Origin of the sequence: Ottowia oryzae, from assembly GCF_003008535.1 — a bacterium.
In the GTDB taxonomy this organism is placed as follows: domain Bacteria; phylum Pseudomonadota; class Gammaproteobacteria; order Burkholderiales; family Burkholderiaceae_C; genus Ottowia; species Ottowia oryzae.
Genome location: NZ_CP027666.1, coordinates 2,334,825 through 2,358,724, shown reverse-complemented (window position 1 = coordinate 2,358,724; position 23,900 = coordinate 2,334,825). Strand labels below are relative to the sequence as shown.

The following is a 23,900-nucleotide window of genomic DNA, read 5'->3' as shown; positions in this document are numbered from 1 at the left end:
AGAGCATTTATTGGATGAGGAATGGATTGCCAGAGGCGTCGCCTACTTCGCTGAGCACGCGCGGCCTGCGTCAATTGGTCTTGTGGTGGGTTGTCGCCATGCTGTGCGCGACCTTGTTCACCCGGTTGATTCCACCCTTTCAATCGCCCGACGAAAACGTTCACCTGCTGAGGGCCGCCATGCTGGCCAACGGCCAGGTCATGCTGCAGCCATCGACCCATCCGCATATTCGCGACAGTGGGTTCGTCAGCAGGGATTTCGCTGATTTCGCAGAATACGGCGCGCGGTCACGGCCGTTTTATGGAACGGAGCACGTAAATTTCGTGCTGCGCCGAACCGTAGCCGAGTTCGCAGAAAAACACGATTGGTCAGGGGGTCTGAAGTTAGCCAACTCCGGCGGGACGGGCTATTACACCCCCGTCATCTACGTTCCACACGCTGCCGGGCTCTGGGTTTCCAGGCAACTCAACCTGAATCTGATGGCGAGCTACCAGTTTACGCGGGCACTCGTTGTCAGCCTCGCGATTACCCTTGCGTTTTATGCCTGCAGCTTATGGCGCCCCAACGCGCTGGTCTTGATGCTGCTGTTAACGCCGATGTCTCTCTTTCAGTGGCTTGCCCCCACTGTGGACGGCCTGACTACGGCCTTGCTTATGCTTTTGCTCGGCCTGTGGGTCAAGCTGTTTCGCTCGCCAGACGGCCACCGGTTGCGCGACGAGGTGCTTATCTACGCCATTGTGTTCGTTCTATGCACGACGCGGACTCACCTTATCACCACCTTGATGATTCCGCTGTCCCTGCTGTACCACCGCTTCAACTGGCGTCGGTTGGCCGCGCTCGCAGCGTTGGTGGTTTGCGTTCTTGGATGGCAGGCGTATGCCGCCAGTATTTCGGGGCAAACATTCCTGAAACGGCAGCATTCGACCAAAGAAATCATCCTGCTGTACCTGAGCCATCCCGGCGAGTTCTTTGCTGCCCTATGGCGAACCTGGCATTTTGAGCCTCTCGTAAAATTTGTCCGCCAGGGATTTGTCGGCTTGCTGGGTTGGTCGGACGCTCCCTTGTCTCGCACCAAGACGACGAATATCTATCGCTTCCTGATTGCCGGTGCCATAGCGACGATATGGATCGGCCTTCCATGGCTTAAAAAATTCAACATTGTTCGTGCCAGCGGCCTGGTGATGGCGGTGTGCAGCGTATTCATCGCGTATTTCGCCTTAGCGGTCGGCTTCAACGATTACCCTACGCTGTTGATTGACGGCATTCAAGGGCGATACCTGATTCCCGTGGCCATTCTGGCGGCCTTTTCTTTGGGGCCTGTCACAGCGGGAATACGCCAATACAAAACGATTGAGCTGGCGCTGCTGACGCTCTTCATTCCCTACTCGGTTTATTGTTTGGTTGAGCTTTTGATGCGGTACTTCGGGACATCACTGTTCGGATAGTATTGAGCCCCATGCGGCATGAAAGTGGACTGCGTCGGGCCAAGACGCTCCACAGCCTGTGCGTCTAAGCCCGCCTAGCGCCGCCCACCCTGCCCCCATTTCCATCGCCAACGCGTGCTGACAACGCGTGGCGGCTTCCGTCCATCTGAGGAGTGCTTGCTTGATTCGGACCTTCATCTCAAGCCGGCGCACCGTTGGCATTGCTGCGGCATGGTTGCTGGGCGTGACTTCGGCATCGGCCTTCACCGCCACGTCCTTCTCGCCCCAGGGGGAAGTCACCAACGTTCGCCAGGTCGTCGCCAAGTTCAACGAAGACGTGGTGCGCTTCGGCGACCCCGCCGCTGCGGCGCCTTTCACCGTCACTTGTGACAACGCCGAGGCCTCGCGCGGCCAGGCGCGCTGGACCAGTGCACGCGAATGGGTGTACGACTTTGCGGCCGACCTGCCGCCGGGTGTGCGCTGCCGTGCCACCGCCGTCCCAGGGTTCAAATCGGCCTCTGGCGCAGCACTGACCAGCGCCACCAGCTATCAATTTCATACTGGCGGGCCTTTTGCACAGCGCATCACGCCCTCTACCGGGCAGCACATTGAAGAAGACCAGAGCTTCGTGCTGCGGCTGAACGGCGCGGCCACCAACGAGAGCGTGCAGGCCAATCTGTGGTGCCAGGTAGACGGCCTGGGCGAGCGCGTGCCGGTGCGGCTGATCGCGGGCGAGCCGCGCACCGCGCTTTTGAAGGCGCTGAACATGCAGGCCGAGGCCGACAAGGCGCCTGGCCGTTACGTCACCTTCGCGTGCAACCGCCGCCTGACCTCCGCCAGCCGCGTGCAAGTGGTGTTTGGCAAGGGCGTGGCCACGCCCAGCGGCATCGTGAACAACGTGGAAAAGCGCTTTGCCTTCCAGGTGCGCGAGCCCTTCACCGCCAGCATGGGCTGCGAGCGCGAAAACGCGCAGGCCGCGTGCATGCCGATCCGCCCGATCGAGCTGAAATTCAGCGCACCCGTGCCCCGGCGCCTGGCCGCCGAGGTGCGCCTGCGCGCCGACAAGACCGAATACCGCCCGGTGTTCGAAGACGGTCAGGACGACGACGCGCTGCTCGACAGCGTGCGCTTTCCCGCCCCGCTGCCTGAGCGCACGGCCCTCAAGCTGACGGTGCCGCCCGACCTGAAAGACGCCAGCGGCCGCCCGCTGGCCAACGCCGCCAGTTTTCCGCTGACGCTGGCGACCGCGCCGCTGCCGCCGCTGGCCAAGTTTGCCGCCGCGCCGTTCGGCATCGTCGAACGCTTTGCCGAAGGCAAGGACAGCACGCCGCTGATGCCGATGACGCTGCGCTATGTCGAACCAGCCCTGGCCGCGCAAGCGCTGCACATCGGCCGCGTGCAGCCGCAAACCGATGCGGACATCATCGCCTGGTTCACCCGCGTGCAGCGGTTCGACCAGACCATGGTGTCGCGCAAGCTGGCCGCGCGCGACGTGCGCCAGCCGCTGCCCAAGCCCTTTGACGACGCCACCAAGGACTACGTGGACGCGCGCGGCATATCGCTGCTGCAAGGCATGGCCGACGTGCAGCGCCTGAACGTGCCGCCCGCGCCGGCGGGGGCCGAGCGGCCCTTCGAGGTGGTGGGCATTCCCCTTACCCCCGGGTTTCACGTGCTGGAAGTGGCGTCGCCGCGCCTGGGCCAGTCGCTGCTCGACCCCAAGCTGGGCGGCCAGCGCACGATGTACGTGCGCAGTTCGGCCCTGGTGACCAACCTGGGCGTGCATTTCAAGCTGGGGCGTGAAAACGCGCTGGCCTGGGTGACCACGCTGGACACGGGCAAGCCCGTGCCCGGCGCCGTGGTGCGCGTGTCCACCTGCCAGGGCAAGGAAGTGGCGCAGGCCACCACGGATGCGCAGGGTATCGCCCGCTTCAAGGGCATTCCCGCGCAGGCGCCGAATTGCGCGGGCGAAGACGACTACTTGGGCGACTTCCAACAGGCGTATTTCGTCAGCGCGCGCGCCGACAATCAGGGCGCGCCCGACATGGCCTTCACCTGGTCGTCGTGGCAGCGCGGCATCGAGCCCTGGCGCTTCAACGTGCCCACCAGCCGCGATGTCCTGCCCAGCGTGCGCGCCCATTCGGTGTTGGACCGCACCCTGCTGCGCGCGGGTGAAACCGTGTCGATGAAGCACATCCTGCGCAGCGAAACCGGCGCCGGCTTCGGCCTGCCCAAGACGAACCCCGGCACGCTGGTCATCACACACGTTGGCAGCGGGCAGGAATACACCCAGCCGCTGACCTGGCGCAAAACCGCCAGTGGCGGGCGCAGCGCCGAAAGCACTTTTGCCGTGCCTTCGGTGGCCAAGCTGGGGGTCTACCAGATCGCGCTGCGCACCACGGCGCCGGCCAGCGGCGGCGAAGAGGCGGGCACCACCGAGATCACCACCGGGCAGTTCCGCGTGGAGGAATTCCGGCTGCCGGTGCTGCAGGGCAACGTGGGCCCGCAGTCCAAAGACCCGCTGGTCGCCGCCACGTCGGTGCCCACGCAGGTGCAGGTCAACTACGTGTCGGGCGGGCCGGCCGGCGCGCTGCCGGTGCGCGTCTCGGCCCTCACCCGCAACAAAGCCCTGGCCTTCAAGCACTACGACGACTTCCATTTCGACCCACCGCGCGCGGCGGACAGCCCCCAGGCGGGCGGTGGCGACGGCGAGGAAGAAGCCACCGCGCACGAAGACCAGCAGGTGGTTGCCGACAAGCTGCCCCTGACGCTGGATCGCAACGGCCAGGGGCAGTTGACAATTGATAGCATCAAACCCTCTCCCCGCCCGCGCGAGCTGCTGTTTGAAGCCACCTTTGCCGACCCCAATGGCGAAATCCAGACCCTGCGCGGCAGCCGCACCCTGTGGCCGGCGGCGGTGGTGCCTGGCATCAAGGCGGAAAGCTGGGTGTCCACCGACAAGGCGGTGCGCCTGCAGGCGCTGGCGCTCGACTTGCAGGGCCAGCCGCGCGCCGGCGTGGCGCTGGACGTGAAGGCCGTGGCGCGCATCACCACCACCAGCCGCAAGCGCATGGTGGGCGGCTTCTACACCTACGACAGCCGCACCGAGACCAAGGACCTGGGCACCGTCTGCACCGGCACCAGCGACGCCCACGGCCTGCTGAACTGCGACGCCAAGCTGGGCCAGCCCGGCGAGGTGGAGCTGATCGTCACCGCGCGCGACGCGCAGGCGCACACGGCGCAGGCGGCCACGTCCGTCTGGGTGACGCGCCAGGGCGAGATCTGGTTTGGCGGCGACAACAACGACCGCATGGATCTGCTGCCAGAGAAAAAGGTGTACGAGCCCGGCGAAACCGCGCGCTTTCAGGTGCGCATGCCCTTCCGGCAAGCCACCGCGCTGGTCGCCGTCGAGCGCGAAGGCATCCTGCACACCGAGGTGGTGGAACTGCGCGGCGACGACCCCACCGTCAGCCTGAAGATCGACCCGGCCTGGGGCCCCAACGTGTACGTCAGCGTGCTGGCGCTGCGCGGGCGCCTGTACGACGTGCCCTGGTACAGCTTTTTCACCTGGGGCTACAAGTCGCCCCGCGCGTGGTGGCAGGCTTTCTGGACCGACAGCAAGGACTACGAGGCGCCCACCGCGCTGGTTGACCTGAGCAAGCCCGCCTTCCGCCTGGGCATGGCGGAAATCAGCGTGGGCATGGCTGCACACCAATTGGCGGTAGAGGTGAAGGCCGACCACGAACGCTACCCCGTGCGTGGCAAGGCGCGCGTGACCATCACCGTGCAGCGCCCGGACGGCCAGCCCGCTGCAGGCGCCGAAGTGGCCCTGGCCGCGGTCGACCAGGCCCTGCTGGAGCTGATGCCCAACCGCAGCTGGAACCTGCTCGAAGCCATGATGCAGCGCCGCGCCTGGGGCGTGGAAACCGCCACCGCGCAGATGGAAATCATTGGCCGGCGCCACTACGGCCGCAAGGCCGTGCCCACGGGCGGCGACGGCGGCGGGCGCAGCCCCACGCGCGAGCTGTTCGACACCCTGCTGCTGTGGCAGCCGCGCGTGCAGCTGGACGCGCAAGGCCGCGCCGTGGTCGATGTGCCGCTGAACGACGCGCTGACCACCTTCCAGATCGTCGCCGTGGCGGATGAAGGCCTGGGCCTGTTCGGCACCGGCCAGACCAGCGTGCAAACCTCGCAAGACCTGCAGATCATCAGCGGCTTGCCGCCGCTGGTGCGCGAAGGCGACCAATACCGCGCGCAGCTCACCCTGCGCAACACCACGGCCAAGCCGATGAAGGTGGAAGTCACCCCGCGCGCCACGCTGCTGACGCTGCCCGCGCAGACGCTGGACATCCCCGCCGGTGAGGCGCGCGAAGTGCAATGGGACGTGACCGCGCCCGAACAGGCCGCCACCGGCCGCGTCGATGCGCTGCTGTGGGAAGTGCAGGCGCGCGACGTCTCTGGCGGCAGCGCCGGCGGTGCCAGCGACGCCATCAAGCTCAGCCAGCGCATCGTGCCCGCCGTGCCGCTGACGGTGCGCCAGGCCACGCTGGTGCAGCTGGCCGCACCCTACTCGCTGGCCGTGTCGCCCCCGGCCGATGCCCTGCCCGCCAGCGGCGCCAAGCGCGGCGGCGTGCAGCTGGCCCTGCAGCCCAAGCTGGCCGAGGGCCTGCCGGGCGTGCGCGACTGGTTTGCCCGCTACCCCTACAACTGCCTGGAGCAAACCACCAGCAAGGCCATCGGCCTGGGCGACGACGCGCTGTGGCAGCGCACGGTGGCGCAAATGCCGGGCTACCTGGACGAAGACGGCCTGGCCTATTACTTCCCGCCGCGCGGCGGCGAAACCCACCAGGGCAGCGACACGCTCACCGCCTGGCTGCTGGCCGCCACGCACGAGGCCGCGCGCCTGAACAAGGCCTACGCCCTGCCCGATGCGGTGCGCGCACCGATGATCGCCGGGCTGACCGCCTTCGTCGAAGGGCGGGTGGAACGCAAGCACTGGTCGCCCCGCGAAGACCTGGACGTGCGCAAGCTGGCCGCCATCGAGGCCCTGGCCCGCTACGGCGCCGCGCGCCCGGCCATGCTGACCAGCCTGACCATCGCGCCCAACCAGTGGCCCACCAGCGCGCTGATCGACTGGATCAACATCCTGAACCGGCTGCAGGGCATACCCAACCAGCGCGAGCAGCTATCACAAGCAGAGCAGATCCTGCGCGCGCGACTCACGGTGCAAGGCACGCGCATGGTCTTCAGCACCGAGAAGGACGACCAATGGTGGTGGCTGATGGCGGGCGGCGACGTCAACGCCGCGCGCCTGCTGCTGACGGTGGTGGACAAGCCCGCCTGGAAGGACGACCTGCCGCGGCTGGTCACCGGCTTCATCGCGCGCCAGCAAGGTGGCGCCTGGAACACCACCACGGCCAACCTGTGGGGCGGGCTGGCGCTGCAGCAGTTCTCGCGCCAGTACGAATCGGAGCCGGTCAGCGGCACCACGCAGGCCACGCTGGGCGGCGCCAGCGCCGAGATCGACTGGGCCAAGGTGGTGCGCCGCAGCGCCGCCGACGCGCAAGGCCAGCCGCACGCGGCCAGCGCGCTCGGCGCGCCCGCGGCGCCCGGCGCGCTGACCCACAACACCGCCCTGCTGCCCTGGCCTGCCCCGGGCCCGGGCGCGGGCGATGCCAACCTGTCGGTCACGCACAGCGGCACCGGCAAGCCCTGGCTCACGCTGCAGTCGCTCGCCGCCGTGCCGCTGACCGCGCCCTTCTCGGCCGGCTATCAGATCAAGAAGACCATCACCCCGGTCGAGCAGGCCGACAAGCAGCTGCCACAGGGCCAGTATTCGCGCGGCGACGTGCTGCGCGTGACGCTGGACATCACCGGCGCGAGCGACATGAGCTGGGTGGCCGTGAGCGACCCGGTGCCGACCGGCGCCACCATCCTGGGAAGCGGACTGGGGCGCGATTCGACCCTGGCGACGCTGGGCGAAAAAATCGGCCGTGGCACCCACCCGGTGTATGAGGAACGCAGCTTCGAGGCCTACCGCGCCTACTACCAGTACCTGCCCAAGGGCACGGCCAAGCTGGAATACACCGTGCGCCTGAACAACGCCGGCACCTTCCAGCTGCCGCCCACGCGGGTCGAAGCGCTGTACGCGCCCGAGATGTATGGCGAGGCGCCCAACGCGCGGCTGGCTGTGCAGGCGCCGTGACGGCGTCCTTGCGCCCTTGCGTTCGTGCCGCGCGCCCGCACGCAGGCAGGGCGCAAGGCGCACGCCACGGTCTACGCGCCCGCCGCGTCCGCCGCGTCCGCCGCGTCCGCCAGGCAGTGGATAGATGGCGAGTGTGACGGGCAGCAGCGCGCGCGGGTGCCCCATGCCTGCCGAGCGTGCTGGCACCGGCGTGCGCCGTCACTTTGTCCGCGCGCCGTGCGCCAGGTCGCTGGCGCGCCGGCGCAACTCAGCGGCGCACGCGGGATGCAACCCGCCCATCTGCAATGGATATCAAATCGGGCCCTGGCGCAGCAGCAGTGTGCGCCAGCAGCTATTCAAATGATAGTAAAAGGCCTGATAAACGGGCTGACCACCGGCCCCGATGCTGACCGGGCATTACGCCAGCGGCTCGCCCTCGTTGCGCAGCCGCGCGTCCAGCAGCATCACCGTCTGGCGTGCCAGCAGTTCCAGCGTGCGCCGCTGCACCGGCGTCAATTCGCGCGGCACGACATCGGCCACGCTCACGGTGCCGCAGGTGACGGCGTTGGCCGTGACAAAGGGCGCGCCCGCGTAGAAGCGGATGTGCGGCGCGTCCACCACCATCGGCTGCTGGCTGAACTGCGCGTCCAGCATCGCGTCGGGCACGATGAGCAGATCGGGCAAGCCTTCCATCGCCTGGGCGCAGAAGGAGCCGGCCCGCGGCAAGCGTTGCAGCTCGATGCCCGTTGCCGCCGGGAACCACACCGACTCGCCGTCCATCATCGACACCGCCGCCATCGGCGTCTCGCAGATGCGGGCGGCCGTTTCGGCGACGTACTGCAGGGCGGATATGCCCCGCGCCTCCAGCAGCGCGAGGCTGCGGCGCTCGTTGTCGTCGCGCGCGCCGTCGGCGGTATCGGGCACGCCGATCAAGGGCACGGTGGGTTCCCACATGCTGGCGTCCTGCAGCGGGCGGGTCAGTTGCAAGGTGTCCGGGAACGCGTCCAGCCGCGCCAGGTCGGAAGCGCTGGCGTCTGCCGGGATGCGACGGAGCTTTCGGGTCAGCCAGTGGAACATGATGGGGCGTTCTGCTTGGGGTGATCGGAATCGGCGGCGCCGACCCTGTCGAACCAGATTATCTATTACGTTTTTTTACAGAGCCAGTGACGCAGCATAGAAATCCCTTGTGCCAGAAGGTTCTGCCGGCCGCAGTGACGGCTTTTTGGCGCTGGCGTGGGGCCGGCGCCACGGGCTGCGGCTTGCCCGGCGGCGCCATTTCTGGCTTGCGCACACCGCCGGTGCGCCGGCAGCCCGCCGCATGGGGGCGTCGCCCTGGCTTGGCAATGGCCACCACCCTGCTCGCGCTGGCTTGCCTGGCCCCCGCAGGCGCGGGCGCGCAGACGTTCGACGCGATTCGCGCCGAATACCGCCCATCTGAGACGGTGGTGCTGGACCGGCGCGGCGAGGTGCTGCAGCGCCTGCGCACCGACGCCAGCGTGCGCCGTGGCGAATGGGTGCCGCTGGCGCGCATCTCGCCCGCGCTGCGCCAGGCGCTGGTGCTGTCGGAAGACCAGCGCTTTTACGAGCACGCCGGGGTGGACTGGCGCGCCGTCAGCGCCGCCGCCTGGGCCAACCTGTGGAACACGCGCACGCGCGGCGCGTCCACGCTCACCATGCAGCTGGCCGGGCTGCTGGACGACGACCTGCGCCTGGGCACGGGCGGCCGCACGCTGCGCCAAAAGGTCGGCCAGGCGGTGATGGCCACGCAGCTGGAGCGCAGCTGGCGCAAAGACCAAATCCTCGAGGCGTACCTGAACCTGGTGCCGTTTCGCGGCGAGCTGGTCGGTATCGACGCGCTGGCGCGCACCCTGTTTGCCAAGGCCCCGCACGGGCTGCAAGACCAAGAAGCCGCCATTGCCGCCGCCCTGGTGCGCGCGCCCAACGCCCGCCCCGCGCTGGTGGCCGAACGCGCCTGCGGCGTGCTGAAAGCCATGCGCGCGGCCCCTGCGGGCAAGGTCGATTGCGTGGCGCTGGACATGCAGACGGAAGTCGCCCTGTCGCGCCGCGCCTTCGTGACCAGCGACGGCGTGGCCCCGCACGCCGCGCGGCGCGTGCTGGCCGCGTGGCGCGCAGCGCACCCGGGCGAGGCGCTGCCAGCCACCGTCACCAGCACGCTGGATGCGCGCATTCAGCGCGTGGCGCTGCAAAGTCTGACGCAGCAGATCAAGGAACTGCGCGGCCGCCACGTCGAAGACGGCGCCGTGCTGGTGCTGGACAACGCCAGCGGCCAGGTGCTGGCGTGGGTGGGCTCCACCGGCGCCTTGAGCGCGGCGGCCGAAGTTGACGGCGTGCTGGCGCCGCGCCAGCCGGGCAGCACGCTCAAGCCCTTCCTGTACGCCCAGGCGATGGCCGAGCGGCGCTTGACAGCCGCGTCGCTCATCGACGATTCACCCGCCGACCTGCAAACCGGCAGCGGCCTGTACATCCCGCAGAACTACGACCGGCGCTTCAAGGGCTGGGTGTCGGCGCGCACGGCGCTGGCATCGTCGCTGAACGTGCCCGCCGTGCGCACGCTGGTCATGGTCACGCCCGACGCCTTTGCCCGCCAGTTGGGCGCGCTGGGCATCGGCCTGCGCGAAGGCGGCGACTACTACGGCTACAGCCTCGCGCTGGGCAGCGCCGAAATACCGCTGCTGCAGATCACCAATGCCTACCGCGCGCTGGCCAACGGCGGGCGCGTCAGCCCCACGGCGCTGCTGCCGGGCACCGCGCCGGTGTTCCGCGCCGCGCTGGACCCTGGCGCCAGCTTCATCGTGAGCGACATCCTGTCCGACACCAACGCGCGCGCGCCCACATTCGGGTCGGATTCGCTGCTGGCCACGCGGTTTTGGAGCGCCGTCAAAACCGGCACCAGCAAGGACATGCGCGACAACTGGGCCGTGGGCTACAGCCAGCGTTACACCGTCGGCGTGTGGGTGGGCAACGCCAGCGGCGCGGCGATGTGGGACGTCAGCGGCACCAGCGGCGCCGCGCCCGTGTGGGCCGAGCTGATGCAGGCGCTGCACGGCGCCCGCGGCGGCGGGGCCGCCACGCCTTCACGCGCGCCCACGCCGCCGCCGGGCGTCATCGCACAGCGCGTGGCCTTTGGCGACGGTATCGAAGCGGCGCGCAGCGAGTGGTTTCTGAAAGGCACCGAGCAGGCGCTCTTTGCTACAGATTCAAAAGCACCCAGCTCAGGCGCCACCAGCGCCAGAGGCCGAAAACGCTCACAAAGCCAACGCGCAGCCAACGCCAACGCGGGCGACGCCGTGCCCGCGCGCATCACCGCCCCGCAGGACGGCACCATCCTCGCGCTGGACCCCGACATTCCCCCCGCCCGCCAGCGCCTGACCCTCAGCGCCGAACCCGGCAGCGCCCCCGCCAGCACGCTGCGCTGGTGGATCGGCCAGCGCGAAATCGGCCGAGGCGATCGCGCCCAATGGCTGCCTTGGCCGGGCCGCCACGTCGTGCAACTGCGCAACGCCCAAGGCCAGGTGCTGGACGAGCGCAGGCTGGAAGTGCGCGGCGCCACGGCCAAGCCGGGGGCGCGGCCGCGCTGAGTCTGCGCTGAACAGTGCCGCGCCATCGGCGTCCAGCGCGTGAGCGCGCCCGGCAGACGCGGCGCGCAGCACAGCACTAGGGCCTCACATGCCGCCAGCGCAAGCGGCACCTTCGGTTGATGCTATTGTTTCAGGAGCGTTGGAGGCTCTGTGCAGCCCGCTCGAGTGCGTCTGCCGAGGGCGGCAGCCCCGCGTTGGCGAGCCTTGCACGCAGCAACGAGGCCCCGCGTTGGTGCGGTTCTTGGCGAATGGACTTGCGTCACGAATACAATTACGAATCATTCTTATGTAGGTTCATCCTCAATCGCCACGCACGGCGCGCGATTGCGGAGCCGATTCATGCGCGACGACCTGGCCCTGACGAGCATCGAAAGCCTGTACTTCAACCACCACGTGTGGCTGCAGGCGTGGCTGCGCCGCCGCCTGGGCGATACGCACCGCGCGGCCGACTTGGCGCACGACACGTTCGTGCGGCTGCTCACCCGCCAGGGGCTGGGGCCGCTGCATGAGCCGCGCGCCTTCCTCACCACCGTGGCCGCACGCGTGTTGGCCAGCCACTGGCGGCGCGAGCAGCTTGAGCGCGCGTACCTGGACGCCCTGCGCTGCCTGCCGCCCGCGCTGGTGCCCTCGCCGGAAGAGCGCGCCTTGGTGCTGGAAGCGCTTCAGCAGCTGGACGAGTTGCTGGACGGGCTGCCGGCGCCGGTCAAGCGCGCCTTCCTGCTCAGCCAGCTGGACGGCCTGACCCAGCGGCAGATCGCGCAGCAGCTGAACGTCACCGAACGCACGGTGCGCCGCCACCTGACGCGCGCAGCCGAGCAGTGTTACTTCGCCGATGTGCTCGGTGTTGGCCCATGAGCGCCTCAGCCCGCCTTTCCGCCAGCGAACTGCCGCACGACGCGCCCAACTCGGCGCCTGTCGCGCCGCAAGCGGCCCGCGAGGCCGTGCAGTGGTTGCTGGATTTGCGCGACAAGGACGATAGCCCGGCCGTGCTGGCCGACTGGCAGCGCTGGCTGACCGCCGACCCAGCGCACCAGCAAGCGTGGCTGCGCATCGAAAGCGTCAATCAGCAATTGCGCGCGGCTTCGTCGCCGCTGGCGGCGGCCGTGGCGCGCGCCGGTCTGCAAGACCCGCCCAAGATGGGCCGCCGGCGCGCCGCGCAGGCGCTGGCGATCGCGCTGGTGGGCGGCGGCGCCGCGTGGCTGGTCGAACGCCACGCGCCCTGGCGCGAGATGGCGGCCGATTTGCGCACGGGCGTGGGCGAGCGCCGCGCCACCACGCTGGCCGACGGCAGCACGGTGGTGCTGAACACCGCCAGCGCCATCAACGTGCGCTTTGGCGCGGCCGAGCGGCGGCTTCAGCTGGTGGCCGGTGAGGTGCTGATCACCACGGCGCATGGCGCCGCGGCGTCTGGGCGGGCCTTTGTGGTTGAAACCCGCCACGGGCAAGCCCAGGCCTTGGGCACCCGGTTCAGCGTGCGCCAGGACGAACACGCCACGCGCGTGGCCGTTTTTGACGGCGCGGTGCAGATCCGCCCCTCCGACGCCAACGCCAGCTCCGTGCTGCTGCGCGCGGGCCAGCAAACCCGCTTCAACGCCGCGGGCGCCCGGACCGCCAGCCCCGCCGATGCGCTGACCGACACCGCGTGGACGCACGGCAGCCTGGTGGCCCTGTCCATGCGGCTGGACGATTTTCTGGAGGAACTCGGCCGCTACAGCGACAGGCCTTTGTCTTGCGACCCGGCCGTCGCCGCGCTGCGCATCTCGGGCTCGTACCCCACGGGCAACGTCGACGCCGCCCTGCGCAGCGTGGCGCAGGCGCTGTCGCTGCGCGTTGAGGTGGTCGACCGACTGTGGCGGCCCCAGGCGATGCGCCTCACCTCGGCGGGGAGGGCCTGACGCCATGCGCCGCAGCGTTCTACCCAAGCTCATCGCGTGCCCGGCGGCGCCGTTGCGCGCGTGCGGCACGCGCTCGCACGGGATGGTGGCGGGCGGTTTAACGCTTATTTGGCCTGTGAATGTCCGCTTTGGCGGCGCTCGTGCGACAGGAAGGGTGAAGCGATTGCTTTTACCCCTTTCCTACATGAGACCTTCCATGCGCCAGCCGACGTTTACCTACCCATCAGTCCATCGCCTCTTCAGGCGTGTCACCTTCACGCGCTCGGTGCTTGCTGGAGCCGCGCACCTTGCACTGGTCAGTGTTGCCGTGGGCGGCCTCGCTGCGGCGCCAATGCCAGCTCATGCGCAGGCGGCGTCTCGCAGCTACGAGATCCCGGCTGGTTCGCTGGACGAGGCACTGACCCGCTTCGGCAGTGCGGCCGGCATCCTGCTCTCGTTCCCTGCCGACCTGACCAAAGGACGTGCCAGCCCAGGGCTGCGGGGTAGCTTCACCGTGGACACGGGGCTGGCCGCCCTGCTGGCCAACACCGGCCTGCAAGCCGTGCGCCAGGGCGATGGCAGCTATCAATTGCGAAGCGTAGCCGCTGCGCCGGCCGCGGCGGCCAGCGCATCGGTCGCGCGCGGCGCGGAAGCCGATGCCGGCACCTTGCCCGCCGTCACGGTCAGCGCCCCAGCGGCGCGCCCGGGCGATTTACCTGAAGCCTATGCGGGCGGCCAGGTCGCCAGCGGCGGCCGGGTGGGCCTGCTGGGCAACAAGGACTTCATGACGACGCCGTTCAACAGCATCAGCTACACGGACGACTACGTGCAGAACCTGCAGGCCGACCAGCTGAGCCGTGTGATCGCCTTGACCGACCCCAGCGTCTTCAACAACGGCGCCACGGGCATGCTGAGCGATAGCTTTACGCTGCGCGGCTTCAACGTGGCGACCAGCGATGTCGCCTATGGGGGGATGTATGGGCTGATTCCGTACTGGCGAGTCACGCCCGAGCTGGCCGAGCGCGTCGAGGTGCTCAAGGGCCCCTCGGCTCTCCTCAACGGCATGCCGCCGGGCGGCTCGGTGGGGGGCACCATCAACCTCGTGCCCAAGCACGCGGGCGACGTGCCGCTGGCGCGCGTGACCACCACCTACACGTCCGACGCGCAGCTGGGCGTGCATGCCGATGTGGGCCGGCGCTTTGGCGCCAACCAGGAACTGGGCATTCGCGTGAACGGCCTTTGGCGCGAGGGCGACACCGCGGTAGACCACCAGTCGAAGTCCGCCAAACTGGCCGCCCTGGGCCTGGACTGGCGCACCGACCGCGTGCGCCTGTCTGCCGACGTCTACAGCAACGACGACCATACGCGCGGCCTGAACCGCGGCGTGTCGCTGGCGCCCGGCGTGGCCGTGCCAAGGCCACCCAAGCCCAGCACCCTGCTCGCGCCGGACTGGACCTTTGGCACCACCAAGGACCACGCCATCCTGCTGCGCGGCGAAGTGGATGTGACACGCAACATCACTGCCTATGCCGCTTACGGGCACGGCAAGACGGATTTCGACGCGCTGGCCAGCTCGACCTACACCATCATCAACGCCGCAGGCGACTACCGCAACAACTTCGCGCACCAGCGCTCCATCTTCGACAAAGACACCGCCGAGATCGGCGCGCGCGCCAAGTTCGCCACTGGCGGCGTGGGGCATGAGCTGGCGCTGACCGCCACCTACTACAAGCACAACAACCAGTTCGGGTTTCTGCGCAACATGCTCGCGCAGGACTACCTCACCAACATCTACCAGCCGGTTTGGGGCCCCAGCGTCAGCACCGCCTACAGCCAAGCCGCGATTCCACGCACCGGAGCGCTGCGCACCAGCAGTTTTGGGATTGCCGACACGCTGTCGTTCGCGCAGGACGCCGTGCAGCTCACCTTGGGCGCGCGCCGCCAGAACGTGGTCAGCGATACCTTCGATGGCAGCACGGGCGCGCGCACCGCCCGCTACGACGCCGGCGCCACCTCGCCAGCCGCAGCCGTGCTGGTCAAGGTGAGCAACCGGGTGTCGGTCTACGGCAACTACATCGAAGGGCTCAGCCAGGGCGGCACCGCGCCCGGCACGGCCGCCAACGCCGGGGAAGTGTTCCCGCCCTTCAAATCCAAGCAAAAGGAAGTGGGCGTCAAGGTGGACATGGGCGGCTTCGCTTCCACCCTCAGTCTGTTCGAGATCACCCGCCCCGGCGCCTACACCGACCCGGTCAGCAACCTCTATTCGTTCGGCGGCGAGCAGCGCAACCGTGGCCTGGAGCTGGGCTTCTTCGGGGAAGCCACGCGAGGCCTGCGCCTCCTGGGCGGCATTGCCTACACCGAGGCCAAGATGACCAAGACCGCCGGCGGCGTCAACCAGGGGCGCTACGCGACGGCGCTGCCCAAGTGGCAGGCCAAGCTGGGCGTGGAATGGGATGTGCCCGCCCTGCCCGGGCTAACGCTGACGGGCAACGCCTTGTCGATGTCCAAGCAGTACATCAACGCCGACAACTCACTGTCCGTGCCCGGCCGCACCGTGTTCGACCTGGGCGCGCGCTACGCCCTGCGCGTGGCAGACCGCCCGGTGACGTTGCGCGCCGCCGTGCTGAACGTGGCGAACAAGGCGTACTGGGCCGGCTCGCTTGCCAGCGGCACCGGCGCACCGCGCACCTTCCAGCTTTCCGCCTCCGTAGATTTTTGATGAAACACGGCCCCAGTGCCCGCCTCACCAGCGTCAACAGCTATCTTTTTTGATATGAACCGCCTATCTGTCCCCAACCACCGCACCGCCGCGTGCCCGGCGCCCACGCCATGAGCGCCGACCAACGTCTGGGCGGCTTGCTGCCGCGGCGCGGGGTGCCCCGCCGCGCTGCGGTGCGCGCCACGCTGGCCAAGGTATGGGCCACGGGGCCGCTGGTGTCGCGCATCGTCGCCGCCATTCTGGGCGGCTACGGCTTAGCAGCGCTGACGTCGATCGCGGCGCTGGCGCTGCCGATGCCGGTGACCGAGGCGGTCTTCACCGGCATGCTGGCCAGCTTTGCGGTGTACGCGGGCGCGGTGGTGTGGGTGTTTGCCGTGCGTTCGGCCACGCGCGCCTGGGTGGGCTTGATCGTGGTGGCCGTGCCGCTGGCCCTGGCGGCCTGGTGGGCCACGAAAGGGGCTTCAGTATGAGCGCGCTCGACAAGGCAACGCCCGCCAAAAAGGCACCGGAGAAAAAGGCACCAGAGAAAAAGGCGCCCGGCATCCGCCAGACCATGTCCGACCTGCACATCTGGGCCGGGCTGCTGGTGGGCTGGCTGCTGTACGCCATGTTCCTGACTGGCACGGTGGCGTATTTCCGCGACGAGACTTCGCAGTGGATGCGCCCCGAGTTGCCGCAGCAAACGCAGGTGCCCGATTCGGCCCTGGTTGCGCAGCGCCTGGTGGACACACTCAGCCGGATGGCGCCCGACAGCCCGCAGTGGAGCTTCAGCCTGCCGGACGACCGCAACAACGTGTCCACCGCGTTCTGGCGCAACCCGAAGGCGACCAGCGGCCGCGGCTTTGAAGACGCCACGTTCGACCCCGCCACCGGCGCCAAGGTGGCCGCGCGCGACACCCTGGGTGGCGAGTTCTTCTACCGCTTTCACTTCAACTTCCACTACATCCCGGTGATCTGGGGCCGTCTGCTGGCCGGGCTTTGCGCGATGTTCATGCTGGTGGCCATCGTCTCGGGCGTCATCACCCACAAGAAGATCTTCATCGACTTTTTCACCTTCCGCTGGGGCAAGGGCCAGCGCAGCTGGCTGGACGCGCACAACGCGCTGTCGGTGTTCGGCCTGCCTTTTCACCTGATGATCACGTACAGCGGGCTGGTCACGCTGATGTTCCTCTACATGCCGTGGGGCAGCGATCTCGCCTTCAAGACCCCGGTGGAGCGCCGGGCGCTGACCGCCGAGATCAGCGCCTTTTTGCCACCCGCCAAGCCCACTGGCCAGCGGGCCGAATTGGCGCCGATGGCCGGCATGGTGCAGCAGGCGCAGCAGCGCTGGGGCCACGACAACATCAGCCGCGTGGTGGTCACCAACCCGGGCGATGCCGCCGCGCAGGTGGTGGTGGTGCGCGGCGACGTCCAACGCGCAACGCACAGCCCGCAGTACATGGTGTTTGAAGGCGCCACGGGCAAGCTCGATCGCATCAAGGACAAAACAGGCGCGGCCGCCGAGACGCGGGGCGTGCTGTACGCCCTGCACCTGGGCCGCTTTGCCGACATGCCGCTGCGCTGGTTGTACTTCCTCGTCAGCCTGGCGGGCACCGCCATGGTGGGCACGGGGCTGGTGCTGTGGACGGTGAAGCGCCGCGCCAAGCTGCCCGACCCGGCCAAGCCCTACTTTGGCTTTCGGCTGGTCGAGCGCCTGAACATCGCGGCCATCGCCGGCCTGTCGATCGCCATGGCGGGCATGCTGTGGGCCAACCGCCTGCTGCCGCTGGACATGGCCGAGCGCAGCGCTTGGGAGGTGCACAGCTTCTTCATCGTGTGGGGCCTGAGCCTGCTGTGGGCGATGGCGCGGCCCGCCAAGCGCGCGTGGATCGAGCTGCTGTGGGTGGCCACCGCCGCGCTGGCGCTGCTGCCGCTGGTCAATGCGCTGACGACCGACCGGCCCCTGTGGCGCAGCGTGGCGCAGGGCGACTGGGTGTTCGCCGGGCTTGAGCTGACGCTGCTGGCATTGGCCGCCTTGCACGCCTACCTGGCGGTGCGCACGGCGCGGCACCAGCCCAAGACCAAACCCGCGCGCAAGCCGGTGCCGGCCGCCGCGCTGCAAGCCAGCCCAGCGGCGCCAACCGAAGCAGCGGGGCAAGCGCTATGACGCACGTAACCATCTTTGTGATTTGTCTGGCCGGCTTCGCCGCGCTGGCCCTGGCCACCGACCGCGCGCAGCGCACCACGCTGGGGCGCGAATTGCCGCCGCCCAGCGCGCGCGCGCTGCGCGCGGTAGGTTGGGTGCTGCTGTTGCTGGCGCTGTGGCGCACCGTGGCCGCCATGGGCTGGGGCATCGGCCTGGTGGCCTACAGCGGGCACACCAGCGCCGCCGCTGGCGTGGTGTTTCTTGCGCTGATCGCGTGGGGCCGCCGCATGGGCCGCTGACGCGCCCGCATCGTTTTTTTGTTGTGTCTCAAGAAAAGGTAGTGACATGAAATTGCTCCAATCTCCCTCTGTCCTCGCTCTGGCACTGGCGGCCGCCCTCGCCGGCTGCGCGCAGCAAGCCACCGCACCGGCCGCCACCGGCGCCGCGGCGGCATCTCAACCTGCGGCCAAGCAGGCGGGCGAAATCCGCCGCCAGGCGCTGGCGCAGGGGCTGTATGAAATCGCCTACAGCGCTCGCCAAGACGCCGTGTTCGTGGCCTCGGCAGGCGGTCGCGGCGAAGGCGCGGCACCGTCGAAGATCCTGCGCTTGCACCCCGAGACCCTGGCCGTGCAGGCCGAGATCCCGCTGGAGCGCAAAGGCTTCGGCATCGCGCTGGACGACGCGGGCAATCGCCTGTACGTGGGCAACACCAACGATGGGTCCGTCACCGCGATCGACACGGCCACCAACCGTGTCGTCGGCGTCGTGCAGCTGACCGAAAAAGCCAAGGTCAAGGGCCCGGACGGCAAGGAGGTGGAGCGCTTCCCCTACAACTTCCGCGAGATCGCGGTCGACCCGGCCAACCACCGCCTGTACATGCCCGGCCTGAGGGCCCAGGACAGCGCGCTGTTCGTGGTGGACACGCGCGCCCTGAAGCTGGAAAAAATCGTGCCCGGCTTTGGCTTCATGGCCACCGGCGTCGCGCTGGACGCCCAGGGCGGCAAGCTGTACGTGTCCAACCTGCAAGGCCAGGTCTTCACCGTGGACACACGCACGCTGGCGGCCACCAAGGCCGAAGCGCCTGGCGACCAGCTGATCAACCTGGCGGTGGCCCCGTCGGCGCAGCGCCTGCTGGCCACCGACCAGGGCCTGCCCAACCTGGACAGCATGCGCGCCAAGCAGCCCGCGCTGGCCAGCTACCAGCAGCGTGGCAAGGGCAACCAGGTGCTGGTGCTGAACGCGGCCGACAGCAAGCTGGTGGCCAGCCTGCCCACCGGCGCCGGGCCGCTGGCCATGCTGGTCGATGAGCCGCGCCAGCGCCTGTACGTCACCAGCCGCAACGCGGGCACCGTGTCCGTGTTTGACACCCGCACCGACGCCTTGCTGCAAACCATCGCGCTGCCCACCTACCCCAACAGCCTGGCGCTGGATGCGCGCCGCAACGCGCTCTACGTGACGGTGAAGAACGGCCAGAGCGATCCGAAGGGCAGCAACGAAAGCGTGGCCCGCATCCAGTTCTGACCAGCGCGCACGCGCCCTGGTTTTGAACCATTTAGGCCGCCGGCGCTGTTCACACCAGCGCTGGCAGCTATCGTTTTGATACCTGATGGCGTTTGCCTTCGCGGCAGGCCCTCTTCACACTGCGCGGCACTTCATGGCGCTTGGCGGCACCTCGGGCCGCGCAGCCCAACCAAGGAATCCACTTGAAGCCTCACTTCTCCCCCACCTTGTTGACCCTCGCTCTGGCCGCCGCGCTGGCAGGCTGCGCGCAGCCGTCCGCCGCACCAGGCAACGCTGCCAACAATGCCACCGCCGCCGCCAAGGCCCAGTCCGGCGAGGTGCAGCGCAAGTCGCTGGCCCAAGGCCTTTACGAGCTGACCTACAGCGCGCGCCAGAACGCGGTGTTTGCCGTGTCGTCCGGTGGGTTTGGCGACGGTGCCGATCCATCCAAGGTGCTGCGCCTGGACCCGGCCACCCTGGCCGTGCAGGCCGAGATCGCGCTGCCCGCCAAAGGCTTTGGCGCCGTGCTGGACGACAGCGCCAACCGCCTGTACGTGGGCAGCACCATCGACGCGGCCGTGCTGGTCATCGACACCACCACCAACCAGGTGGTGCGCACCGTGCAGCTGGCCACCAAGGTGAAGAACAAAGAGGGCAAAGAGGTCTATCCGCATGGCTTTCGGCAGCTGGTGCTGGACGCCCCCAACCAGCGCATCTACCTGCCCGGCCTGAGCATGGAAGACAGCGCGCTGTACGTGCTGAACACGCGCACCTCCGCGGTGGACAAGGTGGTGCCCGGCTTTGGCCCGCTGGCCACCGGCGCCGCGCTGGACGCCGCCCGCTCGCGCCTGTTCGTGTCCAACCTGCTGGGCGAAATCCTCACCGTGGACACGCGCAGCCTGCAGATCGTCAAGCGCTACGACAGCGGCGGCGACCAGCCGCTGAACCTGGAATACGACAGCGCCAGCAACCAGCTGCTGGTGGTCGACCAGGGCCTGGCCAAGCTGACCGAGGGCCGCAAGAAGCTGCAGCCCGGCTACCAGCCGCGCCCTGGCAACCGGCTGCTGGTGCTCAACGCCGACACCGGCGCGGCGGTGCGCAGCGTGGCCACCGCCGAAGGCCCCGTCGCCCTGCGCCTGGACCCGCAGCACCAGCGCATCTACGTGACCAACCGCGGCGCGGGCAACGTGCAGGTGTTTGACAGCCGCAGCCAGACGCTGCTGCGCACCATCGCGCTGCCCACGCACCCCAACAGCCTGGCGCTGGATGCGCAGCGCAACGTGCTCTACGTCAGCGTGAAAAACGGCGAGAAGGACCCGAAAGGCGCGCCCGAAAGCGTGGCGCGCATCCCCTTCTGAGTTGTGACCGCCGGGCTGCTCGGTTCAGCAAAGAATCGGGCGCCAGCGCAGTTTCACAGTGCGCTGGCAGCTACCTTTGTCATAGCAGATTGACGGTCGGCGGGCGCCACCTCAGCGCCTACCAGCTTCCCCCTGCGGGCTGCGTTGCCCGCGCCCAAGTCGCACCTCTTCATCCACCCCTTATTCATCAGGATCGACATGAACCACCTCAAAACGACTTCTGCCCTGCTGCCGCTGGCTCTGGCCGCCGCAATGGCCGGCTGCGCGCAGCAGCCCACCGCCACCACGGGCGCGGCCGCAGCCGCACCAGCGGTGACGGCCAAGACCGCCGCCCAGGTGCAGCGCCAGGCGCTGGCCAAGGGCTTGTATGAGCTGGCCTACAGCCCGCGCCAGAACGCGCTGTTCGTGGCCTCGTCCGGCGGCTTTGGCCCCGACGCCAGCCCGGCCAAGGTGCTGCGCCTGAACCCGCAGACCCTGGCCGTCGAGGGCGAGATACCGCTGGAGCGCAAGGCCTTCGGCGTGACGTACGACGATGCCAGCGGCCGCCTGTACCTCGGCAACACAGTGGATTTGTCTGTCACCGTGGTCGACACGCTGGCCAACCGCGTGCTGGGCATCGTGCAGCTGGAAGGCAAGGTCAAAGCCAAGGACAAGGACGGCAAGGACATCGAGCGCTACCCGCGCGACCTGCGCGAGCTGGCGGTCGACCCGGCCAACCAGCGCCTGTTCCTGGCCGGCCACGGCGGTGAGAACGGCAGCGTGCTGTACGTGGTCAACATCGAAACCCTGAAAGTCGACAATGTGCTGCCCGGCCTGGGCAACGCCAAGGCGCCGGGCTTTGCCTTCGACGCGGCCGGCCAGCGCCTGTTTGTCACCAATTTGCTGGGCGAGGACCGACGCCGAGCAGCCGCTGAACATCGCCTACGACCCCGGCACGCAGCGCCTGTTCGTCACCGACCAGGGGCTGGAAAACATCCGCGCGTACCAGGCCAAGAGCATTCCCGGCTTTGCGTCGAAGAACCCCGGCAACCGCGTGCTGGTGCTGGACGCCAACACCGGCCAACCGCTGCGCAGCATCGCCACCGACGCCGGCCCCATGGGCATCCTGCTGGACGCGCCGCGCCAGCGCCTGTACGTGACCAACCGCGCCGCCGGCAAGCTGAGCGTGTACGACGCGCGCAGCTACGCCCTGCTGCAAACCCTGGATTTGCCCACCCACCCCAACAGCCTGGCTGTGGACGCGCAGCGCAACGTGCTGTACGTCAGCATCAAGAACGGCGAGAAAGACCCGAAAGGCAGCCCGGAGAGCGTGGCGCGCGTGCAGTTCTGATGCATCGCGACTGATGCATCGCGACTGACGCGGGCGGCCTGCGTGGGCATGCGGGCGCCGGGGTGCGCTCTGGCGTCGCTGCGCTTCTTTACTGGCCCAATCAGCGGCCAGCGCTTGTGGAACCAGCGCTGGCCGCTCTGTTTTTTGCAGCAATCAGCGCTGGGGCTGTGTGCGCACTGGCCGTGTTGCCGCGCTTTCACCGCGCGCGGGTGCGGGCTTGCCGCCGGGCCGCAGCTGCCGGGTGCGGGGCGAGCCTAAACTCGGCGGTCATACCACCTGCACCCACACAGAACCCACGATGCCCGACTTTGACTACGACCTTTTCATCATCGGCGGCGGCTCCGGCGGCGTGCGGGCGGCGCGGTTTGCGTCGCAGCGCGGCGCGCGCGTGGGCCTGGCCGAAAGCGGTCGCATGGGCGGCACCTGCGTGAACGTGGGCTGCATCCCCAAGAAGCTGTACAGCTTTGCTGCGCACTACGCCGAATCGTTTGCCGAATCGCGCGGCTTTGGCTGGCAGTTGCCTGGCCAGCCCACGCTGGACTGGGCGACGCTGAAAGCGAACCGCGCCACCGAGATCACGCGCCTGAACGGCATTTACGAAGGCATCATCGCCGGCGCGGGCGCCGACCGGCTGCAGGGCCACGCCAGCCTGGTCGATGCGCACACGGTGCGCGTGCAGGCCGAGGCCGGGCCCGAGCGCACGGTGACGGCCCGCCACATCCTGATCGCCACCGGCGGGCGCCCCTTCGTGCCGCAGTTTCCGGGCAGCGATCTGGTGGTGGTGTCGGACGAGATGTTCGACCTGCCCACCTTCCCCCAGCGCCTGGTGGTGGTGGGCGGCGGCTATATCGGCTGTGAGATGGCCAGCATCTTCCATGGGCTGGGCGCCACCGTGACGCTGATCTACCGCGGCGAGCAGGTGCTGCGCGGCTTTGACGAAGAGGTGCGCGGCTTCACCGCCGCCGAGATGCGCAAGGCCGGCGTCGACATCCGCACCGGCACCGACGTGCAAAGCATTGAAGCGCTGCCGGGCGGCGCGCGGCGCCTGCTGCTCAGCGACGGCAGCACGCTGGACGCCGACGTGGTCCTGTACGCCACCGGCCGCCACCCGAACGTCGAAGGGCTGAACCTGCAAGGTGTGGGCGTGCGGCAAACGAAGAACGGCCACATCGAGGTGGACGAGCACTTTGCCACCAGCGTGCCCGGCATCTACGCGCTGGGCGACGCCGTGGGCCGCAAGGACCTGACGCCGGTGGCGCTGGCCGAGGCGATGGCGCTGGTCGATCACCTGTTCGGCCCCGCGCTGGGCAAGCCCGCGCATGGCCCGATCGACTACGAGCTGGTGCCCACGGCCGTGTTCACCCACCCGCCCATCGGCACCGTGGGCCTGAGCGAAGAGGCCGCGCGTGAAAGGCACGGCGCCGTTCGCGTGTTCCGCAGCGACTTCCGGCCGCTGCGCCACACGCTGAGCGGCAGCGCCGAGCGCACGCTGGTCAAGCTGGTGGTGGACTCCGCCACCGACCGCGTGGTGGGCCTGCACATGGTCGGCGCCGACGCCGGCGAGATCGTGCAGGGTTTTGCCGTGGCGCTGCAGTGCGGCGCAACCAAGGCGCAGTTCGACCGCACCATCGGCATTCACCCCACCACGGCGGAAGAATTCGTCACGCTGCGTGAGGTGTCGCGCACCTGAGCGCCCCGAGGCGCCAGACCACCACCGGGCCTGGGCGGGGCCACGCGGGCCGCATCCCGCCTTTCAGGCTACTCTTGAATTGATAGCTGCCAGCGCTGGT

15 protein-coding genes are annotated in these 23,900 nt (G+C 68.7%); 13 read left to right on the top strand and 2 right to left on the bottom strand.

Annotated elements, in window-relative coordinates:
- Positions 1–14: 14 nt before the first annotated feature.
- Both C6570_RS10885 and C6570_RS10880 read left to right on the top strand, forming a co-directional pair.
- Positions 15–1,445 carry a DUF2142 domain-containing protein gene (locus tag C6570_RS10885; RefSeq protein WP_106703222.1) on the top strand — a complete coding sequence of 477 codons (1,431 nt, stop codon included), beginning with the start codon at positions 15–17 and terminating at the stop codon, positions 1,443–1,445.
- A 160-nt stretch (positions 1,446–1,605) separates the two neighbouring features.
- The gene (locus C6570_RS10880; protein WP_425437871.1) at positions 1,606–7,626 is read left to right on the top strand and encodes an alpha-2-macroglobulin family protein; all 6,021 of its coding nucleotides are present in this window, start codon (positions 1,606–1,608) and stop codon (positions 7,624–7,626) included.
- A 396-nt stretch (positions 7,627–8,022) separates the two neighbouring features.
- Here the strand turns inward: C6570_RS10880 and C6570_RS10875 are convergent, their stop codons facing one another.
- Positions 8,023–8,682, bottom strand: coding sequence for a GAF domain-containing protein (locus C6570_RS10875; protein ID WP_106703221.1), 660 nt, complete (start codon positions 8,680–8,682; stop codon positions 8,023–8,025).
- A 266-nt stretch (positions 8,683–8,948) separates the two neighbouring features.
- Here C6570_RS10875 and pbpC point away from each other — a divergent pair, with 266 nt between their 5' ends.
- The 9 genes from pbpC to C6570_RS10830 all read left to right on the top strand — a co-directional run bounded on the left by pbpC (position 8,949) and on the right by C6570_RS10830 (position 20,780).
- Entirely contained in the window at positions 8,949–11,204 is a 2,256-nt protein-coding gene (gene pbpC / locus C6570_RS10870; RefSeq protein WP_106704650.1) for a penicillin-binding protein 1C, read from the top strand.
- 339 nt (positions 11,205–11,543) lie between these two features.
- Positions 11,544–12,059: a sigma-70 family RNA polymerase sigma factor gene (locus C6570_RS10865; protein WP_106703220.1), complete on the top strand. Its 516-nt coding sequence runs from the start codon at positions 11,544–11,546 to the stop codon at positions 12,057–12,059.
- The gene (locus C6570_RS10860) at positions 12,056–13,099 is read left to right on the top strand and encodes a FecR domain-containing protein (protein WP_106703219.1); all 1,044 of its coding nucleotides are present in this window, start codon (positions 12,056–12,058) and stop codon (positions 13,097–13,099) included. Before C6570_RS10865 ends, C6570_RS10860 begins: the two co-directional genes overlap by 4 nt.
- A gap of 331 nt (positions 13,100–13,430) precedes the next feature.
- Entirely contained in the window at positions 13,431–15,797 is a 2,367-nt protein-coding gene (locus C6570_RS10855; RefSeq protein ID WP_245896166.1) for a TonB-dependent receptor, read from the top strand.
- A gap of 110 nt (positions 15,798–15,907) precedes the next feature.
- A complete protein-coding gene (locus C6570_RS10850; protein ID WP_106704649.1) occupies positions 15,908–16,267 on the top strand; it encodes a DUF3649 domain-containing protein in 360 nt (119 codons plus the stop codon).
- Entirely contained in the window at positions 16,264–17,943 is a 1,680-nt protein-coding gene (locus tag C6570_RS10845; RefSeq protein ID WP_106703217.1) for a PepSY-associated TM helix domain-containing protein, read from the top strand. Before C6570_RS10850 ends, C6570_RS10845 begins: the two co-directional genes overlap by 4 nt.
- Positions 17,940–18,221, top strand: coding sequence for a DUF3325 domain-containing protein (locus C6570_RS10840; protein ID WP_106703216.1), 282 nt, complete (start codon positions 17,940–17,942; stop codon positions 18,219–18,221). Before C6570_RS10845 ends, C6570_RS10840 begins: the two co-directional genes overlap by 4 nt.
- Positions 18,222–18,267: 46 nt before the next feature.
- Positions 18,268–19,443 (top strand): YncE family protein, encoded by a 1,176-nt coding sequence (locus C6570_RS10835; protein ID WP_106703215.1) that lies wholly within the window; start codon positions 18,268–18,270, stop codon positions 19,441–19,443.
- Between the two features lie 206 nt (positions 19,444–19,649).
- Positions 19,650–20,780 (top strand): YncE family protein, encoded by a 1,131-nt coding sequence (locus C6570_RS10830; protein ID WP_123812251.1) that lies wholly within the window; start codon positions 19,650–19,652, stop codon positions 20,778–20,780.
- Positions 20,781–20,960: 180 nt separating this feature from the next.
- On the opposite strand, the gene C6570_RS18290 is transcribed toward C6570_RS10830, so the two are convergent.
- On the bottom strand, positions 20,961–21,698 hold the full coding sequence (locus tag C6570_RS18290) for a hypothetical protein (RefSeq protein ID WP_211297587.1): 738 nt from the start codon (positions 21,696–21,698) through the stop codon (positions 20,961–20,963).
- Between C6570_RS18290 and C6570_RS18285 the strand changes: the two genes are divergently transcribed.
- Together C6570_RS18285 and gorA are read left to right on the top strand one after the other, a co-directional pair.
- The gene (locus C6570_RS18285; protein WP_211297586.1) at positions 21,649–22,110 is read left to right on the top strand and encodes a YncE family protein; all 462 of its coding nucleotides are present in this window, start codon (positions 21,649–21,651) and stop codon (positions 22,108–22,110) included. The genes C6570_RS18290 and C6570_RS18285 overlap by 50 nt on opposite strands.
- A 298-nt stretch (positions 22,111–22,408) precedes the next feature.
- Positions 22,409–23,800, top strand: a complete 1,392-nt coding sequence (gene gorA, locus C6570_RS10820; RefSeq protein ID WP_106703213.1) for a glutathione-disulfide reductase — start codon at positions 22,409–22,411, stop codon at positions 23,798–23,800.
- Positions 23,801–23,900 lie beyond the last annotated feature (100 nt).